Here is a 23,823-nt window from a genome sequence, read left to right as displayed (position 1 = left end):
CGCTTTGCATTCTGGCCCGCGAGCGGCGCTCGAATCCGGCACGCTTCATTGTCAAACCCCGTTTGATGAATGCGCGGCAAACCGCCGCCGCGCGCACTACCTTCTGATGATTTGCATTTAACCCTGCCCGATGGCAAGTATCTGTACGGCCACACACATAGACGCGCTGGGGGCCAGGGCAATATCGAAACCTGCGACGGACCGACGCCGTCGCGTAAAGCGTGCTGCAGGGTGCGACTACGCACCGACAGCGGCCAGAACGGACCACACCATTGCAGGAATTCAGACGCCGGACCGCGCACCATGGAAAGAAGTATCGTCAGGAACATCGTCATCAATTTCGCCGGAGCGATCGCTCCAACGTTCATCTCCCTCGTCACCGTGCCCGCCTACATTCACCTGATGGGCGTCGAGCGATACGGCGTGATCAATCTGGTGTGGACCTTGATCGGCTATTTCAGCGTGCTGGATCTCGGCACGAGTCTCGCCACGGAAAATCAGATCTCCAAAGCACGCGCCGCCAACGACGACTCGATCGAGCGCATCTTCTGGAGCGCGTGGTTCATGAATCTGGGCACCGGCATCGTCGGCGGCCTGCTCATTTATGTCGGCACGGTCGTCTATATCACGCACGGCGTGAAGATCGAACCCGCCTTCCAGCGCGAAGTAATGGCGAGCCTGCCGTGGATCGCCGTGGCCGTGCCGATCGCCAACGTCTCGTGGGTATTTGCCGGCGCCATCAATGGCGTGGAACGCTTCGCCAGCTTCAACATCAACCAGACGCTCGGCACGGCGCTGTTCCAGTTGCTGCCGTTAGCGGCGATCTTCTGCTTTTCGCCCTCGCTCGCGGTGGTGATTCCGGCGGCTGTGGTGGCGCGTCTTGTCGCCGGCCTGATGCTGGGCGCGGCCGCGTTTCGCGCGCTGGGAATTCGCCGCGTGCGGATGCCGCAATGGCATGTGATGGCCGAACTGTTCCGTTATGGCCGGTGGATGCTGATGTTCTCCGGCGCCAACATGATTGCGTCGACGCTCGACCGCGTGCTGGTGGGCGCACTGCTCGGCGCGCGCTACGTGACGTACTACGCGACGCCGCAGAACCTGATCACGCGCCTGAATCTGCTGCCTATCGCGATGGTGCGCACGCTGTTCCCGCGCCTGTCGGCCGTCTCCCGCGCGGATGCGGACGCATTGGCGCATAGCGCTCTCGCCTTTCTCAACGGCGCGTTTACGCCGTGCGTGATCGTCGCGCTGTTCGCGCTCAAGCCTTTCCTGCTGCTCTGGCTCGGACCGACAGTCGCGGCCGCCGCGCCGGTCGCCAGCGTGCTCGTGCTCGGCGTATGGCTGAGCGGCCAGTGCGGGATTCTGGGCATTCTGATCCAGGCGCAGACCAGTCCGGCGGCCGTCGCCACGGTAAGCTGGTTCGAACTGCCGGTGTTCGCCGGCTCGCTATGGTGCGGGATTCACTGGTTCGGGATCATGGGCGCGGGTGTCGTCGTCACGCTGAAAACGCTCTTCGACTATGGCGTGCTGCTGGTTTTTGCGCGGCTGCACGTGTGGACCATCGTGCGCAATATGCTGGCTCACCTCGCGTTCCTGCTGGTTGCGGTCGTGCTCGCCGATTCGATCAGCGCGCTGCCGACGCTGATCGCCGCGGCACTGGTGCTGGCGCTCGCGAACCTCGGGCTGTCGCTGCATGGGTCGAGCGAACTGCGCGGCGTCGTCTACAAGCTCTGGGCACGCTTTACGCCGTCCACCAGCAGTTAAATCCGGAGAATGGCGGGTTCAAGCGGGTCGCTGTGCGCGGCCCGCTTTATCAGATCGTGGTCGATTGCGTGACGCTATCAGGCACCACCCTGCCCGATGCCGTCATCCCGCGCGTGGCGATGCTGGCAAAACGGCGCGGCTGGCAACTTGCCAACGTGCGTTCGTAGATCGACAGATAGCCGTCGCTCACCTGCTGCACGCTGAATTTTTCGAGCTTGTGCGGCGCGCGTGCGGTCAGCGCCGCATGCGCGTCGCGCGCGGTCATGAGATGCCCGATCGCCTCCGCCAACGCAGCGGGATCCTGCACCGGCACGAGTACGCCGGCTTCGCCGCCGTCGAGCATCTCGGGAATGCCGCCCACGCGCGTCGCTACGATCGCGCGCCCCAGTTCACGCGCTTCGCACAGCACGAGCCCGGCGGCTTCATAGTGCGAAGCGAGTACGAACACGTCAGCCTGGGCGAGATACGCGCGCGGGTCCGCGACAAAACCTTCGAAGCGCACTTGCGCGGCGACACCCAACTGCTGCGCCAATTCCTCCATTGCAACGCGGTCCGGCCCGTCACCGACGAGATACAGCACCGCGTCCGGCACGCGCTTGTGCAGCAGAACGAAGGCGTACAGCAGATCGCCGATGCCCTTGCGTTCATACATGCCCGACACCGTGACGACGCATGGATGCGCGAGTTGCGGCTGCGCGGGCATCGGCGTGTCGGCGAGGCGCGGCGTGCCGATCGTGCCGTTACGCACCACGCTCAGACGCTCCCGCGCAATGCCGCGCCGCGCCATTGCCACGGCCACCGCATCGCTGACCGCCACCACGTGGTCGCCCACGCCCATCAGCGTCGCGCTGCGCTGAAACTCGTTGTGCACCGTCGTGATCAGCACGTAGCGTCGCCGCAGCGCGCTCATGCGAGCGATCAACGCGCCGGTCATCATGTGCGCGTGCACGACGTCGGGATCGTATTGCGCGATGAGGCGTCTGAAGGCCGCCACCATGCCCACCACGCGGGACGGTCTAGGCGACTGCGGCAGCAGCACATGACGCACGCCGTGCCGCGCCAGCAGGGCTTCAAAGCCGCCGCCGGCCGAAGCCACCGTCACGTCGTGGCCGGCGCGCGCCTGCAGGCAGGCAAGGTCGACCATCACGTTGACGATGCCATTGCCGATGCATTTCGCGTGATTGGCGAGGTGAATGATTTTCATGGAGTCTGCGCAACAGTCGTTGAGTGAGGGGCGGCCGCGGCAGGCGGCGCGGTTTGCGGTGTGAAGCGGTACATCAGCGCTTTGCCGTACGCGTCTTCTTCCACCAGCACGAGGTATTCGCCCGAAGCGAGGCGATGGGCGGTCATCGGCATCGGCACATCGACCCAGCCGCTCGTCGAGCCGACTTCCTTGCCCGGTGAGAGGCGGCCGACATCGCGTCCGGTCGCGCGGTCGTACACACGCACCACCGCGCCGCGCGTTTCGACCGCGAAAACGTAATCGCCGGCCACGGCGAAGCCGCTGATCGACGACCAGTCCGGCGCGCCGCGGTCGGGCAAACCGATCACATAGCGCAGCACAGGTTTGCCGCTCTTCCAGTGGTCGTAGCGGGCCAACTGCGAACCCGCGCCGTTCCAGTTCTCCTGAACGAACGGATGCGCCGGCGTCGAACCGGCCACAAACATGCTGTCCTGATCGGGGAAGTAATTCAGGCGCGCGATCCGGTAGAACGGTGCGGGCGGCGCATACTGCCGCATCGCCGTGTAGCGGTAGACCGGATTGCCGACGCGGTCGAAGCCCTGCAACGGAAAGCAGCGAATGCCCTGCGATTCGGTGCCCTGCCAGATATCGCCGTGGCTATCCACCCACCAGCCGCGCATTTGCGGCGCGTCGGTGCTGCGGAGGTTCTGGTCGAACGCCGCCGGGGAAAAGTCGCCCTTGCCCGTCGTGTCGCGCCAGATCCATTCGCCCTGGCGCGGCTGGTTCGGCGGCCACGCGCCGTCGATATGCGATTGAGAGAAAAGCCCTGCGGGAATCGCGGTCTCGCGATCGTCGGCGAAACGGTAGATCCGCAGATACGACGAGTACATGTCGGTCGTATAGAGCAGCCGGTGACCGCGCACGTCGCGCACCATCGGCATGCCGCGCTGGCCGCCGAGATACAGATGAAAATACGGATCGTACGGATAGCGGAAACGGTCCGCCGTGTAGCCGGCATACGACCACTCCTGGCCAAGCGGTCGCGAAAGATCGAGCGTGAAGCGCTTGCTGCCGCTGTACACCGAAGGCGGCTCGCCATCCACGAACTGCGCGCCGTCGACGAACAACAGTCCCTGCAGACTGAAGCGCTGCTTACCATCGGGCGTATAGCTTTCGAGCAGTGCGCCGTCGTAAGTACTCGGGCCCGTGCCGAACGGTCGCGGTCCCGCACCGTTCATCGACACGTAGAGGTTGCCGCCGCGGTCCACGCCCACGCCGGTCAGCCCGTTGAAGCGCCGCGGCCCCGGCGCGCCGGCGCGCCCCGCATAGATGCCGCGCTCCTGCCCGAAGCTCGCCGACAGTTGCAGGCCCGCTCCCTGCTCAATCGTGCTGCCCGCCGTCGCGCCGGGCGTCGCCGTGAAGATCAGGATCTGCTGGCGTACGCCGTTGTCGGCGATCAACAAACGCCCGTGCGTATCGACCGTCAGATCCACCGGCACCACGCCGTCGGGCAATGCGAGTTCGGCGAGGCGAGTGCCATCGCGCGCATGGTGAACCACGCGCCGCGCGCTGTCTGTGCGGCTGTTCTCAATGACCCACAAGGAGCCGTCGGGAGCGAGCGCGAGGCGGCCGGGCTCATGCACCGGGAATGCGCCGACCGGCTGCATGGTCTGCGCGTCGTAGATCTGCACACGGTTGTCGAGCAGGTTCGAGACGAACAGACGCGTGTCGTCGACAGCGAGGCCCCGGACCGCATAGTCCGTCTTGTCCGAATAGGTGGAGATCAACAGATACGCGAGCCGGCTGCCGGCGGGAAATTTCACCTGACCGGCGAACGGCACGCCGTCGCGAATGTCGGCGCGGCTGCGGCGCGCCACGCCCGTCCATACTTCGCCCTCGCGCGGAGTCGCGCGGTGCTTCGCCTCTTCGTTGCCGAGGCTCACCATTGTCTGTGCGACGTATACGTACTCGCTGTTCACCGCGATCGCGTCGCCGCCCATCATGCCCCAGCCATGCGACTCGCCGCCGTGGCGAACCAGTTCGCCGTTGCGGTATTGGCCGAGTTCGCCGCCGCCTTCGTCCCAGGGTGCGTTCGTGAATACGTCACCGTCGGGCGTGACGGCGAGCGCCTGCACGTCGATCTGCATCCAGCGATGATCGGCGTAGCCCCACGTATTGCCGATCCACGAGGTTCGGTAGGATAGCGAAGGATGAGCGGAGACGGCATGCGCTTCGGCGGCGGGCCGGCTGGCCGCGGCCACGGTCGTGGCGGTCGCGGTTGCCGCAGCAGTGGCTGCCGCCGCTTCGGTGGCAAGCGTCGGCCCGTGTGTCGTCCAGCCGGCACCACCCGCCGTGACCAGCACGAGCACCGGCAACGCCACGGCGATAACGCACACGAGCCGCTCGAAGGTTTTGCGTGCAGAGCTTCGCATGATCACAGGCGCATCAGAATGCGCTGATCGCTTCGCGATAAACGCGCGCAACCTGCGCGGCGACCACCGGCCGGTCGAAATGCGCGCTCGCATACGCGCGGCACGCTTCGGCATCCGGCACCGCGCGGCGCCCGAGCAGCACGTCGGCAATACCTTCGCCGATCGACCTGAAACCGCTCGACGGCAGCACCAGTTCGGACGACAGCTGCGCCACCGCTTCCGGCAGGCCGCCCACCGGCGTCACCAGCACCGGCGTGCCGGCCGCGAGCGATTCGATCGTGGTGAGCCCGAAGCCTTCGAGCGACACGGTGGGCACCACCGAAAGATCCGCCGCGCGATACCACAGCGGCACCTTCTCGTCGGCCACGAAACCCGCCAGCCGGACATTGCGCTCCAGGCCACGCGAGACGATGCGCGCCTGCAATTGCGCTTCCAGCGGCCCCTTTCCGGCGATGATCAGGAGTACGTCCGGGATCATCGGCTTGACGATAGCCATCGCATCAATCAGATCCTCGAGTCCCATGCGCGACACGAGGCGCCGCATGCAGAACAGCAGCGGCCTGTCCTGCGGCAAACGCAAACGCCCGCGCGCCTCGCGCTTCGTCGCGCGCGTATTGAAATGCGCCACGTCGACACAACCCGGCACGATACGAATGCTGTCCTCACGCACGCCATAGGTTTCGTGCAGAACGCAGCCGAATGCCTGCGAGAGCACGATATGCCGTGTCCCGCTGCGATACACGAAACGTTCGAGCGCGACACGCGCCGCGCGAGACCAGCCGCCACCGCCGCCCGGAAACGATTCGGCCGCCCACGGTCCGTGAAAATGCACGACCTTCGGCACGCGGCGAAATACGCCCACAGTCGGCGCCGCGTAGAGCGCGAAATGCGAGGCGACCACGTCGGGCATCTTCGCGGCCCGCAGCGCGCGCGACTGCCTACGCGAGCCCCACAACCGCGTGCCGAGTTGCGACTGCGCGCCGGCAAAGGCCAGCACGCGCCCGCCCGACGCATCGAACACGCCCGGCGTGCCCGCCACCATGCCGCGCACATTGACGCCCTGGTCGGGCAGCGTATCGATCAACGCCTTGAACATGCGGTCGAGGCCGCCCGGCCTCTCGTTGAACCAGTGCATACCGATTTGCAGCGAGTCGATGGACATATCGGTCATAGCTCCGCCGATGCGGTCGCACACGCCGCCGGCAGCTCGCGCGACGTACGCCGCGCATGCACCTGCTCATAAACCGACAGATAACGCTCGGCCATAGCCTGCCAGCTCAAGGTGCCGGCTACCGCGCGCGCGGCGAGGCCAAGGCGTCGCGCGTAGTCCGGTTCCTTCGCGAGATGTTCGATCGCCACGGCGAGCGCGGCGGCGTCGTTGGGATCGTCGAGCACGATGCCGCTGCCGCGCGCGATCACTTCCGCGCCGCCCGCGGTACGCACGGTAATGACCGGCAGTCCGGCGGACAGCGCTTCGAGCAGCACGAGTCCCATCGGCTCGTAGCGCGAGGGAAATACGAACGCATCGACCGAGCGCATCAGCGCGGGCATGTCCATCACCATGTCCGTGAAGTGGACCCGCTGCGTCAATCCGAGCGACTCCACCAGCGCGGGATACGGACTGTTGTGCAAAATCCCCGCGACCGCCAGATGCACGTTCGGGGGCGTACGCACGAGCGCATGCAGCACCGTGTCGAGATTCTTGCGCGACATGCGCAGGTCGCCGGCGAACAGCAGCATGAACGGTCCTTGCGGCAGATTGAAGCGAGCCCGTTCCGGCGCACCGGGCGTGAATTCGCCGGTGTCGACGCCGTTATGGATCACCTGCACGCGTGCCCCGCCGATGCCCAGCGCGCGAACCTCGCCCGCCACTTTCTGCGACACCGGCACGATCACTTCGGCGTGCCGGAATGCCCACTTCTCACACACGATGTTCAGCAGCGTGTAGGTGACCTGGTACGCGTGATACAGGTTGTGCAGCAGCCGGAACGGATAGAAGCCGCAGCGATACCAGCCGTCGTGGACGAAATGCGCGGCGTTGACATCGGCACGCGCCCACGCAATGAAGCCGTTCACGTGCACCACGTCGAACTCGTTGCGATGCGCGCGAATCCATGCGCCGCAGCGCCACGCGAACATCTGGTATTGAAGCAGCTTGGTCGGCAAACGGCTGGTGGCGACCTGCACGAAGCGCACGTGGGGATGCTGCACCAGTTCAGGCGCCGCCTCGGCGGCGAGCAGCGTCACCGAATGACCGGCGGCGAGCGCCGCCAGCACGATTTCATAATTGACCCGCCCCTGGCCGTCGTTCTTGCGCACGACGTGGGTGACGATCAGAATCCGCATCCTCTTGTCCTTCATCTGGATATCTTGTTGTGACGTGGCGAAGCCGCGGCGGCCACGTTCTGGCGTTCGCGCGCATAACGCAGCGAGATCACCGGCAGCGTCACGCCGAGAAAGAAAAACATTCCCGATACGGAGGTCAGCGTGTTGATGAAAATCATCATCGAGAAAATCGCGACGGCCACGCCGACGCCGGAAATCGCCAGCAGGTCGTTCGGATGCAGCCGGCTCGCGCGGTACGCGCGCCACAGCAGCATGAGCACGCCGGTGGCGTACAGCAGCGTGCCCGGCCACCCCATCACGAAGGGGACTTCCATCAGGCCGCTGTCGAAATCGACCATCGCCGTGGATGATTTGTCGTCGGAGAGCTTGGTGCCGAGTCCGATCGTGCCGAGCCCCTGCCCCGCGATGTCGGTGAACGCCGAGGAGAAGAAGCTCTTGTAGAACTCCGCGCGCGCCTGGTAGCTGTTGTCCTGGCCGAGGTTCTGCATCGTGCTGAAGCGCTGTATCACCGGTTCGGCGACCTGATCGATCATCATCAGCGGCGCGGCCATTACGGCCAGTCCCAGCACGCCGGCCAACAGACGCATGCGGCTTTTGCCGTTGAGCATGAGAAACGAATACGCGAGTGCGATCGCAAAGCCGCCCCACGTGCTGCGCGCGCTGGTGAGCAGCAGCACGGGAATTCCCACGCAGCCCAGCACGATGCGCGCTTTACCGCGTGCCGCGAACGACATCAGCAGAATCGTCATGAGCGTCACCGCGAACGGGCCGCACGAGTTCATCGTGCTGCTCACGCGCATGCCGAACGGCACGGGCTGCCCCTCGGACTGCATTTTCGAAGCGATCAGCCAGAACGCGTCCCACGGCATCGGCGAAACGAATTCGACGAGGCCGTACACGCTCATCAGGAGTCCGCCATAAACAAAGGTCTTCAGCAGCACCCGGTGATAGTCCGGATAATGGCGCCACGTGACGGTGAGATAAAACGCCACCATCACGGGATACAGCCAGTTGATGAGCGTGTAGGTCGCGGCGGCTGGGCCGACCTGCGCCATGCCGACCACATACGCATACAGCAGCGCGATCACGATCAGCACGAGCGGCGCCGCGCGGCGCTGCCCCAACAGCGAGACATGCTTGAGCAAGGTCAGGCCGGTGAGCGCGACGGCAAGCAAAGGCGCGATCATGATCGGACTTTGATCATTGAACGCACCGTTGACGAAGTCCGCGAGACGGCGCACCTCGGGCGTCAGGAAAAACAGCCAGCAGACGAAACCGAGGTAATGCGCGGGCGAGCGCCAGTACAACAGCAACGCGATACCGAACGCTGCGAACGGAAAGAAGTACTCGACCAGTCGGCCCTGATGCAGCGCGATCAGCCCCAACGTCACCGCAAACAGCAGCAACGGCAGGCGCAGCGGATGCCGCAGGCCTCTGACCTGCCTGCGCGTAACCGGCGCAAGCGGCACCGCAGTCGGCGCGGCGGGTCCGGAAACCGTGCCGGGCAGCGCGCGCGGCCTGTCCGGCGCCGGTCTCGCCAGTGCAAGCTGCGCACTGGATGGCGTGACGAGCATTCGCCCCATCACAGCAACTCGAAAGTATTGACCAGCACGGCGCTGTCGCGCTCGCGGCGCCGCACGCCGAACAGCGGCTGACTCACGCGCACCTGGCGAGTGAGGCCGATGAACGGCACGCCATGTTCGAGATACGGCCCTTCAGTCTTGCGAAAGCCGAATTGCTCATAGAAGCCGCGCAAACCGAGCGGTGCGCTGACACGCGCGGCATGTCCCGGCCAACGTTCGGCGAGCGCCTGCAGCACGCGTTCGAGCAGCAGTTCGGCGGTGCCGTCGCCGCGTCGCAGCGGGCTCGTCAGCACCTTGTCGATGGTGATCTCCGGATCTTCCGCGTCGCCCGGTTGCAGGCGCGCATAGGCGAGAATCGGCATCGGGCGCGCCATGTCCTCCACGGCGAATACATGCAACGCGTTTTCGTCGCGGCCGTCGGCGTCGAGACAAACATGCGATTGTTCGACCACGAACACCGCGCTGCGCGCCCGCAAGATCAGATACAACTCGCGTGCCGAAAGCTGATCGAATTCCAGCGTTTTCCAGTTCATCACGTTCCCCAGCGGTCCAATAAATTCAACGAAGCCGGCATCGCGCGCCCGCCTCGACGGCCTGGCTGCCTGCGCCGGCCCGTTCTGATGGCTACACGGTACGTCCGCAAACCGCGTGTTTCCGTGCGCCATCGCACTGACGCTGGGCTTTGACAATTCTTAAATACAGGACATCGGGGCACGGCATGTCAGCACGCCGCCTGAAACCGCACGCCGTGACTGTGAACGCGTCGCGCCCGGCAAATGGACCACACCGGCATGCGCCGCGGCAATGGACACAAAAACGATTCACGTGCGTTCGATCGATGTCCGCAACATTCGAGACCGTTGAATAACTGGGGGACCACACCATGAAAACCGCATTGCGACGCATCCTTTCCGAATCGGCCCGCCTGGATGTCCCGCCGGACACCCTGGCCGACGACGCCGATCTGTACGCCGCGGGCTTGTCATCGCTCGCGACCGTGCATCTGATGCTGGCAATCGAAGATGAATTCGGCATTGAAATTCCGGACCGTCTGTTGACGCGCCGGCTGTTCTCCAGCATCGATTCGATGGCCGCCGCGGTGACCGAGCTGCAACAGGCGAAGGCGGCAGCATGAACGCCCCCTTGCTGGATGCGGCGCCGTCGGCCGCTCATACGCCGGCGCACGACGAAACCGACCCGTCGGTCATTCTGACCGCTGTCGAAACCGAACCCGGCTGGCGCGCGGCCGCGCAACGCTGTGCCGCGGTGGCCGCGCAGTTCGCGGACTCGGTGGATCGCGAAGCACGCTTTCCGGTCGAAGCATTCGACGCCCTCAAGCGCGAGCGCCTGCTCTCGGCGATGGTGCCGGCGGCGTTCGGCGGCGCGGGCCTGTCGCTCGCCGACGTCGGCGCGATCTGCGAAACGCTGGCGCAAGGCTGCGCCTCCACCGCAATGGTGTATGCGATGCACCAGATTCAGGTGGCGTGCATCGAGGCGCACGGCAGCAGCTCGGCGTGGCACCGGAAGTTGCTCGCGCAACTGGTCGAACACCAATGGCTGCTGGCTTCGGCCACTTCGGAGGAGACCATCGGCGGCAATATGCGCACCAGCGCCTGCGCAGTCGAGCTCGACGCTGCGCGCTTTCGCATCGAAAAGCTCGCACCGACGATCTCGTATGGCGCGCACGCCGACGGCATTCTCGTCACGGCCCGCCGCACCGCCGAGTCGGCCGCGGCCGACCAGGTGCTGATCGTCGCGCTGCGCGCCGATACGCAGCTGGAAAAGCGCGGCGGCTGGGACTCGATGGGTATGCGCGGCACCTGCAGCGAGGGCTTCCGGCTCATCGCCACGGGACTGGCCGAACAGCTTCTGCCGACACCGTTCGCTGAGATCGCCGATCAGACCATGCTGCCCGTCTCGCACACGCTGTGGGCCTCGGTCTGGACCGGCGTGGCCAGCGACGCCGTGAATCGCGCGAAAGCCTTCTTCCGCGCACAGGCGCGTTCGAAGCCCGGTTCGATTCCGCCGGCCGGCTTGCGCCTCGCCGAAGCGGTCGGTCTGCTGCAGATGATGCAGGCGCGCCTCGCGGTCGCGCTGGAGGCGGCGCGGGCCGCCCACAGCGCGCGTCACGGCGGCTCGCAAGCCGATGCGCCGCTCGCGGCCATGCTCGGCTTCGCCTCCGACATGAACACGCTGAAGACGAGCATCTCCACCACCGCGCTGCAAGTCGTGCAGGAAGTGCTGATGATCTGCGGCATGGCGGGCTACAAGAACGGCACACCGTACAGCGTCGGGCGCCATTTGCGCGACCTGTACTCGGCGCCGCTGATGATCAACAACGACCGCATTGCGCAGAACACCGCGAGCCTGTTGCTCGCGCAACGTCCTGCCGCCCCCGGGAGAGCCTGAGATGAACACGATGACCGATACCGCCGCGCTCGCGGCCGCAGCACAGCAGGCCGAAGCGCCGAGCTTCCGCGATGAACTGCTGGCCGCGGGCCTGTTGATCGATACCGGCGAAAACGGCCTGTACGGCCGCAGTCAGATTTTCGAAGACGTGGTGGACCGTCTGAACGTGGCGATCACGCATCTGGGCGCGGACCAGCAGCCGGAAGTGCTGCGCTTTCCGCCCGCCATGCGCCGCACCGACTTCGAAGACAGCGAGTATCTGAAGAGCTTCCCGAATCTGGCCGGCACGATTCACTCGTTCTGCGGCGACGACATGGGCCACCGGCGCCTGTTGCGCGCACTCGACGACGCCATGACCGAAAGCGACGACGACCGCAGCGACGCATGGATGGCGCAGCAGAAACCGACCCGCGTGGTGCTCACGCCGGCCGCCTGCTATCCGATCTACCCGGTGATGGCGCGGCGCGGTCCGTTGCCCGCGAACGGCCGCACGATCGACGTGCTGTCGTATTGCTTCCGTCACGAACCCTCGCTCGATCCCGGCCGCATGCAGATGTTCCGTCAGCGCGAATACGTGCGCCTCGGCAACGCTGAACAGGTGATGGCGTTCCGGCAGATGTGGATCGAGCGCGGCTCGCTGCTCGTCAATCTGCTGCAGTTGCCGGTCGAAGTGGATCTCGCCAACGACCCGTTCTTCGGCCGCGGCGGCAAGATCGTCGCCGACAGCCAGCGTGCCCAGGCGCTCAAGTTCGAACTGCTGATTCCGGTGGCCGACCCGCGAGGCAAAACGGCTTGCCTGTCGTTCAACTATCACATGGAACACTTCGGCGCGATCTGGAAGATCGAGTGCGACGACGGCACGGTCGCGCATACGGGCTGTGTCGGTTTCGGCATGGAACGCATCACGCTCGCGCTGTTCCGTCATCATGGGCTCGACGTGAACGCGTGGCCGGACGACGTGCGCGCGCTGCTGTGGGGCGATACCGAAGGACGGGTGGCGCATGGCATCGCGACCATGCAGACAGCGTCCGACGCGGCGGCGCAAGACGCCGGAGAGCGCGTATGAATCCGTCGATGACACCTTTGCCGAACGGCGCGCACACCGCCTTCCCGCCCAGCCGGCGCGCCGATCCGCCGCTCGCGGGCGGCATCGCCACGGTCACGCCAGTCACGCCGGTCACGCGTTCGCGCGAGCATGCGCCGCATGCGCTGCATCAGGGCGAGCGTGTGTGGCAGGAGACCAACTGCTACGTGGACCTGTGGATCGAATTGCTTCATGGCTTCGGCCTCGATCCGCGCGCGGCGTTCGGCTTTACCGTCACGCAGGATTTCGAAGGCGACCAGTTCACCTTCTTCAAGTTTCCGCTCGAGGATATCGAACGGCTCTACGGCACCCAGGTGCAGGAACTGGCCATCTACGATTCACTCGAAGCTCGCGTGCTCGCGCAGACTTCGCGCGGTCATACGGTGCTGGTGGAAGTGGACGGCTATTACCTGCCGAACACGCGCGCCACGTCGTACCGGCGTGAGCATCCAAAAACCACGGTGGGCATCGACTTCATCGATCCCGACGCGCGCCGTCTCGGCTATTTTCACAACACCGGCTATCACCGGCTCGACGGCGAGGACTACGACGGCGTATTCCGCAAGCTGCCGCAGTTCGCGCAGCAGCCCGATCTGCTGTTTCCGTACGTGGAATTCGCCAAGCAGGCGCGGCCCGCGCTCGAAGGCACCGCACTGGCGGAGGCATCGGCGGAACTGCTGTGCGCGCATCTTGGGCGCCGGCCGCTCGTCAATCCGGTTTCGCAATGGCGTGCCGCGTTTCCCGCGCATCTCGAGACGCTGCTCGAACGCGGCGAAAAGTTTTTCCACCCGTACTCGTTCAACCTGATGCGCCAGCTCGGCGCGAACTTCGAGTTTCTCTCGAAGTATCTGCTGTGGCTTTCCGCGCAAGGCTTCGAGATTCCGGCATCGATTCCGGCAGCGGCGCAGAGCATCGCGTCGGAGTCGATGGTCATGCAGTTCCGGCTCGTGCGGGCCATTACCCGCGGGCGCCGCGATCTGTGCGAAGACTGCTTCGACGTGCTCGAAAGCGCTTACGAAAAGACGCTGCCGCCGCTCGCCGCGCTGGTGCTGTGACGCGCCGCGCGAAGCTTTGCGGACTTCTCAGGAACCTGCCGTGGATGGACTGACGATCAACCTCGCGCCCGATGAAGGCGACGCGAGCGGAGCGCTCGTGAGCGCGCCTGACGAAGCCCGCAGCGCCGCGCATACCGGTGCACATGTCGATGTCGCCTCGGCACGGGCATCGCAAACACTCTGGCCGCAGCGGCTCGATATCGGCTGGCAGTGTGTCAGCACGCCGGCGGGCGCATGCGCGTCGCCCGCCGATTTACCCGCACATGGCTGGCTCGCCGCGCAAGTGCCCGGCACCGTTGCGAGCGCGCGGCGTGCCGCGGGTCTGCTGGACATCTCGCAGCCGCCGCCGCTTGCCTTCGACGATCACTGGTATCGCCTCGCGCTCGAAGGCAGCGGCCAACGCCGCTTGCGCCTGCATGGCCTCGCGACCGTCGCCGAAGTGTGGCTCGACGGCGTCAGGCATCTCGACTCCGATTCGATGTTCGTTACGCACGATCTCGACATCGAACTGAACGGCAGCGCGACGCTCGCGCTGTGCTTCCGCTCTCTCACCCCGGCATTGGCGGCAAAACGTTCACGCGCTCGCTGGCGGCCACGGCTCGTGTCGCCGCCCACCTTGCGCAACGTGCGCACCACGCTGCTCGGCCATATGCCAGGCTGGTGTCCTTCGGTGCAGGCGGTCGGGCCGTGGCGTCCGGTCGAATTGCTGAGCGACGCGCCTCACGCATTCGACACCGTGGACATGTCGAGCCGGCTCGACGGCGACGACGGCGTTGTTTCGTTGACGCTACGTTTCGTTCGTCCACAGAATGAAGCGAACTTACGCGCCTCGCTTAAATGCAGGGATGGTGTTTCGTCTTTGCAATGGCGTGATGCATATACACTGACCGGCAGCGTGCGCGTGCCGTGTGCGCAGCGCTGGTGGCCGCACACGCACGGCGAGCCCACGTTATATTCATTGACGTTGCAGCTTGATGACGGGCACCCGACATCTCACGTATTGGGTTTGGTCGGCTTTCGCAGCATTGAAGTGGACCGCGGCGCCGACGGCATGGGCTTCGCATTGCGCGTAAATGGCCTGCCGGTGTTCTGCCGCGGCGCGTGCTGGACCAGTGCGGACCTCGTCACCCTCAACGGCACTGAGGCGCAACTGCGCCACGCTTTCACGCTGGCCCGCAATGCAGGCATGAACATGTTGCGCGTGGGCGGCACGATGGTCTACGAGTCCGACGCGTTTTATGCGCTCGCCGACGAATACGGCATGCTCGTCTGGCAGGACTTCGCGTTGGCGAATTTCGACTACCCGAGCGATGCCGCGTTCAGTGCGTCGATCGAGCGCGAAGCCACCCAGTTTCTGACGCGCACACGGCGCTTCGCTTCGCTCGCGGTACTGTGCGGCGGCAGCGAAGTCGACCAGCAGGCGGCCATGTTCGGCCTGCCGCCTTCGATGCGCGCGCAACCACTCTTCACCGAACAGTTGCCCGCCATCGTCGCGCGCGAACGGAGCGACGTGCCGTACGTGAGCAACTCGCCATCGGGAGGCGTGTGGCCGTTTTCGACTAACGAGGGCGTCACTCACTACTACGGCGTAGGCGCCTATCAGCGTCCGCTCGACGACGTGCGCCGCTCGCAAGTGCGCTTCGCCGCCGAATGCCTCGCCTTCGCCAACGTGCCCGACGACGCCACCTTGCACGACGCGCCCGGCACGATTCATCTGCACGATCCGCGCTGGAAAGCCGCCGTGCCGCGCGACCCCGGCGCCGGCTGGGATTTTGACGACGTGCGCGACCACTATCTGCAAACGCTGTACGGTGTCGAGCCCGCATGCTTGCGTTACGAAGACCCCGAGCGTTATCTGGACCTGTCGCGCGCAGTGGTCGCCGAACTGATGGGAGACGTATTCGCCGAATGGCGCCGCAACGGTTCGACATGCGGCGGTGCGCTGGTCTGGCAGCTTCAGGATTTGCGAGCCGGTGCAGGCTGGGGCTTGATCGATGCCACAGGACGGCCTAAAAGCGCCCTGCACGGCCTCGCGAAAGCCCTGCAACCCATTCAGGTGCTGATGACCGACGAGGGCCTCAACGGGCTCGATATTCATCTGCTCAACGAGCGCGCGCAGCCCCTCGTCGCACAACTCGAACTGGTCTGCCTGCGCGAGGGCAGCGTCAAGGTCGCCTGCGCAAGCTGCGAAGTCGAGCTTGCGTCGCACAGCGCGCAACGTATAAGCGCGGCCGCGTGCCTCGGCCAGTTCTTCGATTTCACGCACGCGTACCGCTTCGGCCCGCGCGCGCACGACGTGGTGATGGCCACGCTGCGCGACAAGGCGAGCGGCGAGATCGTTTCGGAAGCGTTTTATCTGCCGGAGCGGCGCGTTGCCGGGCGCCACGATCTGGGAGTGAGCGTTGCCGCCGAGCGTAACGGCGACGGCTGGCAGCTCGTGATCGAAACAAAGCGCTTTGCGCGCTTCGTTCATATCGTTGACACACACTACCGCGCCGCACACGACTGGTTCCATCTGCCGCCGAACCGGCGTTGCGTCGTGCCGCTCATTCCGCTCATGCCGCACGACGGATTCGTTGCACACGCATCGAATGCCGTGTTTAAAGCCGATGCAACATACGCGGCGCCCGCCGGCGAAGTTCGCGCGGTCAATGCGATATCCGCCACGTTCTACGGCTGAACGTCTCCCTGATCTGGCCACCCCTTCGCGAGGCGCGTAAAACCTCGCGCTGCGCGAATCCATCTGTCTGGTCTGCGGAATCACTGTTGGTTTTTCTCAGACTTTTGCGGCGCCAAAAACATCATCGGTGCGGCGCCGCACATAGCGTGTCGAACACATCTGAATCAATTCCGGCACATCCCGGACGCCGCATGAAAACACGCCCAGTAAGGCTGATTCACCCCTGAGACACCTGGCACCCACCCCCTTCCGTCAGCCGCCAGCCCAGTCCCAGCAAGGCATTGATCCAAACGAAGGGGCTCTGCGAAACGTGCGGCGGGCGCGAGGCCGGTGTACAGATTTGAAACAAAAAGCCGCGTTTGGCTTCGCGCAGCGCTAAGCCTTCGTGCGTTACCCCGCACCAGTCCTCGTTTTCCCTATCGCTGGCACGCTCCTCGCTAATAGAAGAGCGCAACACCGCGTCACCGCAGACGAGATAGACAACAACGGCGGCGCATCAGGCCAATACGGGGCCGGTCCTGTTCATCCTTCGCTGCTCGCCAGGCAGCACGTGTTTATCAAGGGATGCAGGCATCGGATCAAAAACAGAAAGTCACGCAGAGCGCGACTTTCACGCGAGGACCGATCATGTTGACACTTCAATCCGATTTGCACGGTAACCATTTGCTCGGCGCACTGCCGTCCCACGAATGGCAGGCACTGGCACCCCACCTGGAACTGGTTCACCTGCGCACCGAGCAATTGCTGTGTGACTCGGGTCAACGCATTCATCATGTCTACTTCCCCACCACCGCGATCATCTCGATGCTCTCGACGATGGAAGACGGCAGCTCCGTCGAAATCGCCGCGGTCGGCCGCGAAGGCATGACGGGCGTGCCGGTGCTCACGGGCGGCGAAACCATGCCGAACCGCGTGCAGGTCCAGTGCGCCGGTTTCGCGTACCGGATGAGCGCACAGGCGCTCAAGCAGCAATTTGCCCGCTCCGACTTTCTACGCCGCCTGATGCTGCTGTACATGCACGCCCTGCTCACGCAAGTCGCGCAAACCGCCGCCTGCAACCGTCATCACGCGCTGAACAAGCAACTGTGCCGCTGGTTGCTGATCGAGGTGGACCGCGTTGCATCGAACGATCTCACCGTTACCCAGCAACTGATCGCCGACATGCTCGGCGTGCGCCGCGAAGGCATTACCGAAGCGGCCGGCAAGTTGCACGACGAAGGCCTGATCCATCACAGCCGCGGCCATATCAAGGTGCTCGACCGCAAAGGACTCGAGGCACGCGCCTGCGAATGCTATGGCCTCGTCAAGCGCGAATTCGACCGCCTGCTGCCGCGTCTGCGCCAGGCCGAAGCCGTCGAGTAAGCGCAGGTCCGTTCGACTAATGGGTAGAGTCAAACATGTTCAGGAATACTGCGCGATTCCTCGACGCACTCTTCGTGATTGCGGGAGGCCTGCTCGCTCACTGGATGCGGTTCTCGACGCCGATTGCGCTGTCGGACACCGAGCGTCTTCTGATCGCCTTTAACTGCGTACTGGTCCTGCTGCTGTTTCCCGGCTTCGGGGTCTATGAAACCTGGCGCGGCAAACACCTGTCATCCATGCTGGCGAGAGTGGCCGCAGCGTGGATAGTGGTGGTCGCCACCGCGCTCTTTCTCGCGTTCACGCTGCATCGCATGGATGCCGTGTCGCGTTTGTGGTTCGGCTACTCCACGCTGATTTCCGGCGCACTGATCATCGCGACCAAGTGCCTCGTGCACGTGGCGCTGCGCATCGTGCGGCGCCGCGGGATGAACTACCGCACCGTGGCGATTGTCGGCGCACCCGGCTTCGCACGCACGCTGCTCGCCCATCTCGAACATGCGCCGCAAGCCGGCTTCAAGCCGGTGTGCGTATTCGACACCAGCATCGAAGCGGCCGAATCGTACGGCGCGCGTCTGAACCGCCTGCCGGTACTGACCGATCTGAACGCCTTCGCCGCCAGGGTGCGCGAAGAACACGTGAACGAAGTGTGGCTCGCGTTGCCGCTTTCCGAAGAACATACGATCTACCGGTTCACGCGCATGTTCCGGCATGACTTCGTGAATCTGCGCTTCATTCCCGATGTGCGCAGCCTTTCGCTTTTCAATCACGCGCTGGTCGATGTCGTCGGTTTACCCACGCTCAATCTGAGCGCGACGCCCTTCTCGTCGCCGCAGATGTGGCCCAAGCTGATCTTCGACCGCCTGTTCGCGGCGGCTGCGCTGCTGGCGCTCGCGCCGGTGTTCGTGGTGCTCGCGATCGGCATCAAGCTCAGCTCGCCGGGACCGGTGTTCTTTCGCCAGATTCGCAAGGGCGTGGACGGCCAGCCGTTCGCGATCTACAAGTTCCGTTCGATGACCGTGCATCACGAAGCGCAGGGCCAGCTCACCCAGGCCTCGCGCAACGACGCCCGCGTCACGAAGCTCGGCGGCTTCATGCGCCGCACTAGCCTCGACGAGCTGCCGCAATTCCTCAACGTACTGCTCGGGCAGATGTCCGTGGTCGGCCCGCGTCCGCATGCGGTCGAACACGACGATCTCTACAAGGATCAGGTGTACGGCTACATGTACCGCTACCGGATCAAACCGGGCATTACCGGCTGGGCCCAGGTCAACGGCTATCGCGGCGCCACCAGCAAGGTGGAAAAGATGGAAGCGCGCGTCAAGTTCGATCTCTTCTACATCTACAACTGGTCGTTCTGGTTCGACATGAAGATCGTGTTCATCACGATCTTCAAGGGCTTTGTCGGCCGCAACGCATTCTGATCATGCCAATACGGGAACCGTTCGTGAAAGTCTCCGTGATCGTGCCGACCTACCGGCGCACCGCCGACCTGGCGCGCTGCCTCGCGGCACTCGACGCCCAGGAGCGCCGCGCCGACGAAGTGATCGTGATCGCACGCCACGACGATTACGCCACGCTCGACTGGTTGCGCACCCGCGAGGCCAACCGGCCCGACTCGCGCCGCGCGGTCGTGCTGGTGCGCGAGCCGGGCGTGGTCGCCGCTTACAACCTCGGCATCGAAAGCGCCAGCGGCGACGTGCTCTGCTTCACCGACGACGACGCCGCGCCGCACTCCGACTGGGTCGCGCGGATCGCGCGCGCCTTCGAACGCGATGCGACGCTCGGCGGCCTGGGCGGACGCGACATCGTGCACGAACGCAACGGCATCCTGCAAGGGCAGAAGCCGCGCGTGGGGATCGTGCGCTGGTATGGGCGAACCATCGGCAATCACCATATCGGCCACGGTGAGGCGCGTGAAGTCCACGTGCTCAAAGGCGTGAACATGTCGTTTCGCCGCGAGGCGATCGGCGCGCTGCGTTTCGACGCCCGCTTGCGCGGCACCGGCGCGCAGGTTCACTGCGAGATGGCCTTCAGTCTGGACGTGCAGCGGCGCGGCTGGAAACTGATCTACGACCCGGCGCTGCTGGTGGAGCACTTCCCCGCCCAGCGCAGCGACGAAGACCAGCGTTTCACCTTCAACGACGCGGCGTTCTATAACGCGTCGTTCAATCTCCGACTCATCATGTGCGAATACCTGACGCCACCCGGCCGATGGGCGTTCGTTGCTTACTCGACGCTGATCGGCGATCGCGCGGACCCGGGGTTCCTGCGCGCATTGTCGCTAGCGTTCGAGCGCGGCGGCGTGGCACTTGCGCTTCGCAAATGGCGGGTCGGTTTACGCGCAATGCGCGGGGCATGGCAGGAAGCGATGCGCTGACCGATCGACGCACCGGATCGACGCACCGGTTTCTCGCGAGGGACCACGACATGATCATCAAAACAATGGCCGCCGAGCTCGCGGCCGTACCGCTCTTCCACACCGCGCTGTTGTTCAGAAAAATTGCTCGCAACGGGGAATCACTATGAGTACATATGACATGCTGGAGCCGGGACCGGCGTCCAGCAGCGACGAAGATGCCGTGATGCGCGACCTCCTGCGCATGGTTATGGATCAGATCTGGTGGGTGATCGGCATTGCCGCGAGCGTGATTCTCGCCGCGGTGCTCTATACGAAGATCGCCACACCGATCTATTCCGCCGACGCGCTGCTTCAGGTCGACGCGCAAAGCAGCAACAACGGCAGCGGGCAAGCGCAGAACTCGGCGTCGCTAATGCCGACGGTCGGCCCGATGCGCACCGACGCCGAGATCGAGATCGTCAAGAGCCGCGCCGTGGTCGAACCCGTGGTCGAACAGTTCAAGCTGAACTTCACCACGTCCGAGAAGTCCGTGCCGGTGCTCGGCAGGATTTCGGCGCTGTTCGCGCGTCCGGGCCATCCGCTCGGCGCGGCCTTCGGCCTGGATTCGTATGCGTGGGGCGGCGAGCAATTCGAGGTCCAGTCGATCACCGTGCCGAAGTCGCTCGAAGGCGCGCGCCTGACCTTGCGCGTGCTGGACCACGGCCGCTACGAACTGAGCGACGCGTTCGGCCAGCAGATCCTGACCGGCGTGGCCGGCCAGGAAGCCGAAGGCGGCGGCGTCACGCTGTTCGTGAAGACACTGGTGGCGCGTCCCGGCACCGAGTTATACGTGACGCGCTACAACCAGCTCGACGCGGTCAACGGCCTCGCGGCCGGTTTGCAGGTCACGGAGAAAGGCCGCGACACCGGCGTCGTGCAACTGTCGTACACGGGCACCGACCCGCACGCGATCACCGACATCGCCAACGCGGTGGCACAGTCGTATCTGAAGCAACGCACCGAGCGCGCGCAGGAAGAAGCGAGCCGCATGCTGACCTTCCTGAACGGCGAATTGCCGCGCCTGCGCGAAGAAGTGAAGAGGACGGAAACCGCCTTGTCGGAGTATCAGTCGAAAGTCGGCTCGTTCTCGTTCCAGCCGACTCAGGAAGCCGGCGTGTATCTGGCCGGCGGCCTCGACTACGACAAGCAGCTCGGCACGCTGCGCATCCAGCGCGCGCAACTGTTGCAGCGTTTCACCGAAGCCTCTCAGGAAGTGCAGCAGGTCGACGCGCAAATCGCCGCGATGACGCGTGAGAAAAAGCACTTCGAAGATCACTTCGCGTCCCTGCCGAGTTCCGAGCGCAACGCCATCGCGTTGCAGCGCGATGCGAAGGTTGCCGAAGAAATCTATGTGACGCTGCTGAACAAGACGCAGGAGCTGTCGATTTCGCGTGCCGGCACGATCGGCAACGTGCATATCATCGACGAAGCGTTGCTGCCGTCCCAGCCGGTGCGGCCGAAGTCGGCGCTGATCATTTCGGCCGGCACGGTGCTCGGCGTGATCGGCGGCATTCTGTTCGCGTTCTGCCGCCGCACGTTCTTTACCGGCGTGTCCGATCCCGAGTTCGTCGAACGGCGCTTTCATCTGCCGATCTTCGGCTCGATCGCCTTCAGCCCGGAACAGGCGCGCAGCGACCGGCAATTGAGCGCGACGCGCCGCGCCGCCCTGCCCGCGCCGCGCTCCACGCCGACGGAGGTACGTGCGGCCGCCGACGAACCTGCGGGCGTCATGCGGCTGTTGCGGCCGCGCCCGGCGGCCGGCGGTCAAGCCAGTGTGCCGGTGGGCACGCAGACCATCATCGGGTCGGGCAAGACACCGATACGGCCGCTACTGGTCAAGACGCATCCGTACGATACGACGGTGGAAGGCTTGCGCGGTCTGCGCGCCACGCTGCAATTCGGCCTGCTCGACGCGCCCAACCGGATCGTCGCGATCACGAGCCCGGCACCTTCGGACGGCAAGAGCTTTTTGTGTGCGAACCTCGCCGCGCTGATGGCGGAATCGGGCAAGCGCGTGCTGCTGATCGACGCCGATCTGCGGCGCGGCCGGCTCGCGCACTATCTCGGCCGCTCGCCGAACGGCGGCCTGACCGAGTTGCTGACCGGCGAGGCGGACCTCGAAACCGTGGCGCGCGCGACCGGCGTGGACGGCCTGCACTTCATCGCGGCGGGCGCCTATCCGCCGAATCCGTCGGAGATTCTGACGTCGTCGCGCTTCAGCGAGATTCTTGCGCGCTTCGAGCAGGAGTTCGATCTGGTCATCGTGGATACGCCGCCGCTGCTGGCCGTGGCTGACGCGGCGGTGGTCGCCAACATCGCCGGGTCCACCGTGCTGGTGATGCGCTCCGGCGCACACACCGAAGGCCACGTGGCCGACGCGCTGAAGAAGTTGCGGCGCGCGCGGGCCCGGGTGGTGGGCGGCGTGATGAATGCCGTGCCGCTCAAGAGCCACAATCGCAACGGCACGTACGACTATGCGTATGCGTACACGTACTCCGCCGGTGATCCGCCCGACATTCACGCGCCAGGCTAGAGCGCGTTGAGCGTGGGATAACGAAAAGGGCTGCGCCGCATCGAGGGCGCAGCCCTTTTTGTATTGGGCGGATCTACAGGGCGGAGGGAGGACACCGATACCGGCGGTTAGAAATGCCGCCGACGGTGCATGGACAGAACCGAACCGAAGTGATGTGAAGAGAAGTGAACTGAAGGACCGGAAAAAGCTTGCCGGTCAGCGCAGCGCATGGCACAGGGCCGGCGCTGCGCCGTTTTTACAGAAACGCACTGACGTCGGTATGAAAACGCACGGCCAGGGCCTTGGCCACCTTCTTGCTGATGGCGCGGCGGCCCGCAAGAATGTCGCTCACCACGGTGGGCGATGCGATACCTATCAGGTCTTTTTGCCTGAGCCCATGCGTTTCCAGCAAATGACGCAACACCTCGCGCGGTTCCGCTTTTGGAATCGTGACGTTGTGCGCTTCCCAGCTTTCGATCAGGTCGGTCACGATCGCGAACAGATCGGACAGCGGATCCTCCTCGTTGCCGTTCAGATGATCGGCAAGCGAATTGGCGAGCCGCACCATGGTCTGGTAGTCCTGCTCGTTGCGAATGGGCGTGATCGGCAACTGGGCTTGCAGCGCGGCCCAGGTTTGTGCGATGTCGGGAAAACCTCCCGGAAGGCGATCGGCATTCATGAGTTTAGATTCTTCCTCGTCCAAAGGTCGTACTCCGCATGCGTCAATACATGACGAACGAATAACGACTGCCTGTTGTAGTGAATCGCCGCAACGATCCTGAACCGGTTGCCGCCTACATCGAAAACGGTGTATTGAGGCGGCACGTAGTCCACGCCGGCGAACGTCTGCTTCAGGTCGTTATAGCCATACGCGAGGCATGCCTGCGCCAGTGAATACCACGTCAATAGCGCACTGCGCGCCCCCGGATGTCTGTTTATGAAGTCCAGCAACGCTTTCTTTGAAATGACCCGCATCGGATTTCCTTGCACGTAATCGCGCGCTGAACATGGGCGC

Annotated in this window: 19 protein-coding genes; 11 read left to right on the top strand and 8 right to left on the bottom strand. The window is 64.7% G+C overall.

The features are described 5' to 3' along the window. Window positions 1-303 precede the first annotated feature (303 nt). Window positions 304-1,764, top strand: a complete 1,461-nt coding sequence (locus PDMSB3_RS08315; protein ID WP_007182175.1) for an oligosaccharide flippase family protein — start codon at window positions 304-306, stop codon at window positions 1,762-1,764. 49 nt (window positions 1,765-1,813) lie between these two features. Here PDMSB3_RS08315 and PDMSB3_RS08310 read toward each other — a convergent pair whose 3' ends face one another. Genes PDMSB3_RS08310 through PDMSB3_RS08285 form a run of 6 tightly spaced genes read right to left on the bottom strand, consistent with a single transcriptional unit; the run spans window position 1,814 to window position 9,841 of the window. Further along, complete coding sequence (locus PDMSB3_RS08310) at window positions 1,814-2,968, bottom strand: glycosyltransferase family 4 protein (RefSeq protein WP_165185739.1); 1,155 nt, start codon at window positions 2,966-2,968, stop codon at window positions 1,814-1,816. Further along, window positions 2,965-5,379, bottom strand: coding sequence for an NHL repeat-containing protein (locus PDMSB3_RS08305; RefSeq protein WP_165185736.1), 2,415 nt, complete (start codon window positions 5,377-5,379; stop codon window positions 2,965-2,967). Before PDMSB3_RS08305 ends, PDMSB3_RS08310 begins: the two co-directional genes overlap by 4 nt. Window positions 5,380-5,392: 13 nt before the next feature. Beyond that, window positions 5,393-6,550: a glycosyltransferase family 4 protein gene (locus PDMSB3_RS08300; protein ID WP_007182178.1), complete on the bottom strand. Its 1,158-nt coding sequence runs from the start codon at window positions 6,548-6,550 to the stop codon at window positions 5,393-5,395. Then, entirely contained in the window at window positions 6,547-7,725 is a 1,179-nt protein-coding gene (locus PDMSB3_RS08295; protein ID WP_007182179.1) for a glycosyltransferase family 4 protein, read from the bottom strand. The genes PDMSB3_RS08300 and PDMSB3_RS08295 overlap by 4 nt, the downstream gene beginning before the upstream one ends. Window positions 7,726-7,736: 11 nt before the next feature. After that, window positions 7,737-9,308 carry an O-antigen ligase family protein gene (locus PDMSB3_RS08290; protein ID WP_165185733.1) on the bottom strand — a complete coding sequence of 524 codons (1,572 nt, stop codon included), beginning with the start codon at window positions 9,306-9,308 and terminating at the stop codon, window positions 7,737-7,739. Then, window positions 9,308-9,841 (bottom strand): GNAT family N-acetyltransferase, encoded by a 534-nt coding sequence (locus PDMSB3_RS08285; protein ID WP_007182181.1) that lies wholly within the window; start codon window positions 9,839-9,841, stop codon window positions 9,308-9,310. The genes PDMSB3_RS08290 and PDMSB3_RS08285 overlap by 1 nt, the downstream gene beginning before the upstream one ends. Before the next feature lie 350 nt (window positions 9,842-10,191). Between PDMSB3_RS08285 and PDMSB3_RS08280 the strand changes: the two genes are divergently transcribed. The 10 genes from PDMSB3_RS08280 to PDMSB3_RS08235 all read left to right on the top strand — a co-directional run bounded on the left by PDMSB3_RS08280 (window position 10,192) and on the right by PDMSB3_RS08235 (window position 22,829). Further along, window positions 10,192-10,443 (top strand): acyl carrier protein, encoded by a 252-nt coding sequence (locus tag PDMSB3_RS08280; RefSeq protein WP_007182182.1) that lies wholly within the window; start codon window positions 10,192-10,194, stop codon window positions 10,441-10,443. Beyond that, window positions 10,440-11,717, top strand: a complete 1,278-nt coding sequence (locus tag PDMSB3_RS08275; protein ID WP_007182183.1) for an acyl-CoA dehydrogenase family protein — start codon at window positions 10,440-10,442, stop codon at window positions 11,715-11,717. The genes PDMSB3_RS08280 and PDMSB3_RS08275 overlap by 4 nt, the downstream gene beginning before the upstream one ends. 1 nt (window position 11,718) lies before the next feature. Beyond that, window positions 11,719-12,783: an amino acid--[acyl-carrier-protein] ligase gene (locus PDMSB3_RS08270; RefSeq protein ID WP_007182184.1), complete on the top strand. Its 1,065-nt coding sequence runs from the start codon at window positions 11,719-11,721 to the stop codon at window positions 12,781-12,783. Next, the gene (locus PDMSB3_RS08265; RefSeq protein WP_165185730.1) at window positions 12,780-13,856 is read left to right on the top strand and encodes a DUF1839 family protein; all 1,077 of its coding nucleotides are present in this window, start codon (window positions 12,780-12,782) and stop codon (window positions 13,854-13,856) included. Before PDMSB3_RS08270 ends, PDMSB3_RS08265 begins: the two co-directional genes overlap by 4 nt. A 40-nt stretch (window positions 13,857-13,896) precedes the next feature. Then, window positions 13,897-16,536 carry a glycoside hydrolase family 2 protein gene (locus tag PDMSB3_RS08260; protein ID WP_165185727.1) on the top strand — a complete coding sequence of 880 codons (2,640 nt, stop codon included), beginning with the start codon at window positions 13,897-13,899 and terminating at the stop codon, window positions 16,534-16,536. Window positions 16,537-17,163: 627 nt separating this feature from the next. Continuing rightward, window positions 17,164-17,898, top strand: coding sequence for a Crp/Fnr family transcriptional regulator (locus PDMSB3_RS08255; protein ID WP_007182187.1), 735 nt, complete (start codon window positions 17,164-17,166; stop codon window positions 17,896-17,898). A gap of 35 nt (window positions 17,899-17,933) precedes the next feature. Beyond that, window positions 17,934-19,319, top strand: a complete 1,386-nt coding sequence (locus tag PDMSB3_RS08250; protein WP_007182188.1) for an undecaprenyl-phosphate glucose phosphotransferase — start codon at window positions 17,934-17,936, stop codon at window positions 19,317-19,319. A gap of 2 nt (window positions 19,320-19,321) precedes the next feature. Beyond that, on the top strand, window positions 19,322-20,275 hold the full coding sequence (locus PDMSB3_RS08245; RefSeq protein ID WP_007182189.1) for a glycosyltransferase family 2 protein: 954 nt from the start codon (window positions 19,322-19,324) through the stop codon (window positions 20,273-20,275). After that, window positions 20,254-20,424, top strand: a complete 171-nt coding sequence (locus PDMSB3_RS08240; RefSeq protein ID WP_165185724.1) for a hypothetical protein — start codon at window positions 20,254-20,256, stop codon at window positions 20,422-20,424. The genes PDMSB3_RS08245 and PDMSB3_RS08240 overlap by 22 nt, the downstream gene beginning before the upstream one ends. Further along, window positions 20,421-22,829: a polysaccharide biosynthesis tyrosine autokinase gene (locus tag PDMSB3_RS08235; protein WP_165185721.1), complete on the top strand. Its 2,409-nt coding sequence runs from the start codon at window positions 20,421-20,423 to the stop codon at window positions 22,827-22,829. The genes PDMSB3_RS08240 and PDMSB3_RS08235 overlap by 4 nt, the downstream gene beginning before the upstream one ends. A gap of 235 nt (window positions 22,830-23,064) precedes the next feature. Here PDMSB3_RS08235 and PDMSB3_RS08230 read toward each other — a convergent pair whose 3' ends face one another. After that, window positions 23,065-23,487, bottom strand: a complete 423-nt coding sequence (locus tag PDMSB3_RS08230) for a helix-turn-helix domain-containing protein (RefSeq protein ID WP_035518172.1) — start codon at window positions 23,485-23,487, stop codon at window positions 23,065-23,067. After that, entirely contained in the window at window positions 23,484-23,783 is a 300-nt protein-coding gene (locus PDMSB3_RS08225; RefSeq protein ID WP_007182193.1) for a type II toxin-antitoxin system HigB family toxin, read from the bottom strand. The genes PDMSB3_RS08230 and PDMSB3_RS08225 overlap by 4 nt, the downstream gene beginning before the upstream one ends. Window positions 23,784-23,823: the final 40 nt, after the last annotated feature.

The sequence above is a fragment of the Paraburkholderia dioscoreae genome, from assembly GCF_902459535.1.
Lineage (GTDB): Bacteria > Pseudomonadota > Gammaproteobacteria > Burkholderiales > Burkholderiaceae > Paraburkholderia > Paraburkholderia dioscoreae.
This window is presented reverse-complemented; position numbering and strand designations above follow the sequence as displayed.

Bases quoted from the DNA above. Each gene is read 5' to 3' on its own strand.
- PDMSB3_RS08315 (WP_007182175.1), top strand. From the start codon at position 304: ATGGAAAGAAGTATCGTCAGGAACATCGTCATCAATTTCGCCGGAGCG.
- PDMSB3_RS08310 (WP_165185739.1), bottom strand. From the start codon at position 2,968: ATGAAAATCATTCACCTCGCCAATCACGCGAAATGCATCGGCAATGGC.
- PDMSB3_RS08305 (WP_165185736.1), bottom strand. From the start codon at position 5,379: ATGCGAAGCTCTGCACGCAAAACCTTCGAGCGGCTCGTGTGCGTTATC.
- PDMSB3_RS08300 (WP_007182178.1), bottom strand. From the start codon at position 6,550: ATGACCGATATGTCCATCGACTCGCTGCAAATCGGTATGCACTGGTTC.
- PDMSB3_RS08295 (WP_007182179.1), bottom strand. From the start codon at position 7,725: ATGCGGATTCTGATCGTCACCCACGTCGTGCGCAAGAACGACGGCCAG.
- PDMSB3_RS08290 (WP_165185733.1), bottom strand. From the start codon at position 9,308: ATGGGGCGAATGCTCGTCACGCCATCCAGTGCGCAGCTTGCACTGGCG.
- PDMSB3_RS08285 (WP_007182181.1), bottom strand. From the start codon at position 9,841: ATGAACTGGAAAACGCTGGAATTCGATCAGCTTTCGGCACGCGAGTTG.
- PDMSB3_RS08280 (WP_007182182.1), top strand. From the start codon at position 10,192: ATGAAAACCGCATTGCGACGCATCCTTTCCGAATCGGCCCGCCTGGAT.
- PDMSB3_RS08275 (WP_007182183.1), top strand. From the start codon at position 10,440: ATGAACGCCCCCTTGCTGGATGCGGCGCCGTCGGCCGCTCATACGCCG.
- PDMSB3_RS08270 (WP_007182184.1), top strand. From the start codon at position 11,719: ATGAACACGATGACCGATACCGCCGCGCTCGCGGCCGCAGCACAGCAG.
- PDMSB3_RS08265 (WP_165185730.1), top strand. From the start codon at position 12,780: ATGAATCCGTCGATGACACCTTTGCCGAACGGCGCGCACACCGCCTTC.
- PDMSB3_RS08255 (WP_007182187.1), top strand. From the start codon at position 17,164: ATGTTGACACTTCAATCCGATTTGCACGGTAACCATTTGCTCGGCGCA.
- PDMSB3_RS08250 (WP_007182188.1), top strand. From the start codon at position 17,934: ATGTTCAGGAATACTGCGCGATTCCTCGACGCACTCTTCGTGATTGCG.
- PDMSB3_RS08245 (WP_007182189.1), top strand. From the start codon at position 19,322: ATGCCAATACGGGAACCGTTCGTGAAAGTCTCCGTGATCGTGCCGACC.
- PDMSB3_RS08240 (WP_165185724.1), top strand. From the start codon at position 20,254: ATGGCAGGAAGCGATGCGCTGACCGATCGACGCACCGGATCGACGCAC.
- PDMSB3_RS08235 (WP_165185721.1), top strand. From the start codon at position 20,421: ATGAGTACATATGACATGCTGGAGCCGGGACCGGCGTCCAGCAGCGAC.
- PDMSB3_RS08230 (WP_035518172.1), bottom strand. From the start codon at position 23,487: ATGAATGCCGATCGCCTTCCGGGAGGTTTTCCCGACATCGCACAAACC.
- PDMSB3_RS08225 (WP_007182193.1), bottom strand. From the start codon at position 23,783: ATGCGGGTCATTTCAAAGAAAGCGTTGCTGGACTTCATAAACAGACAT.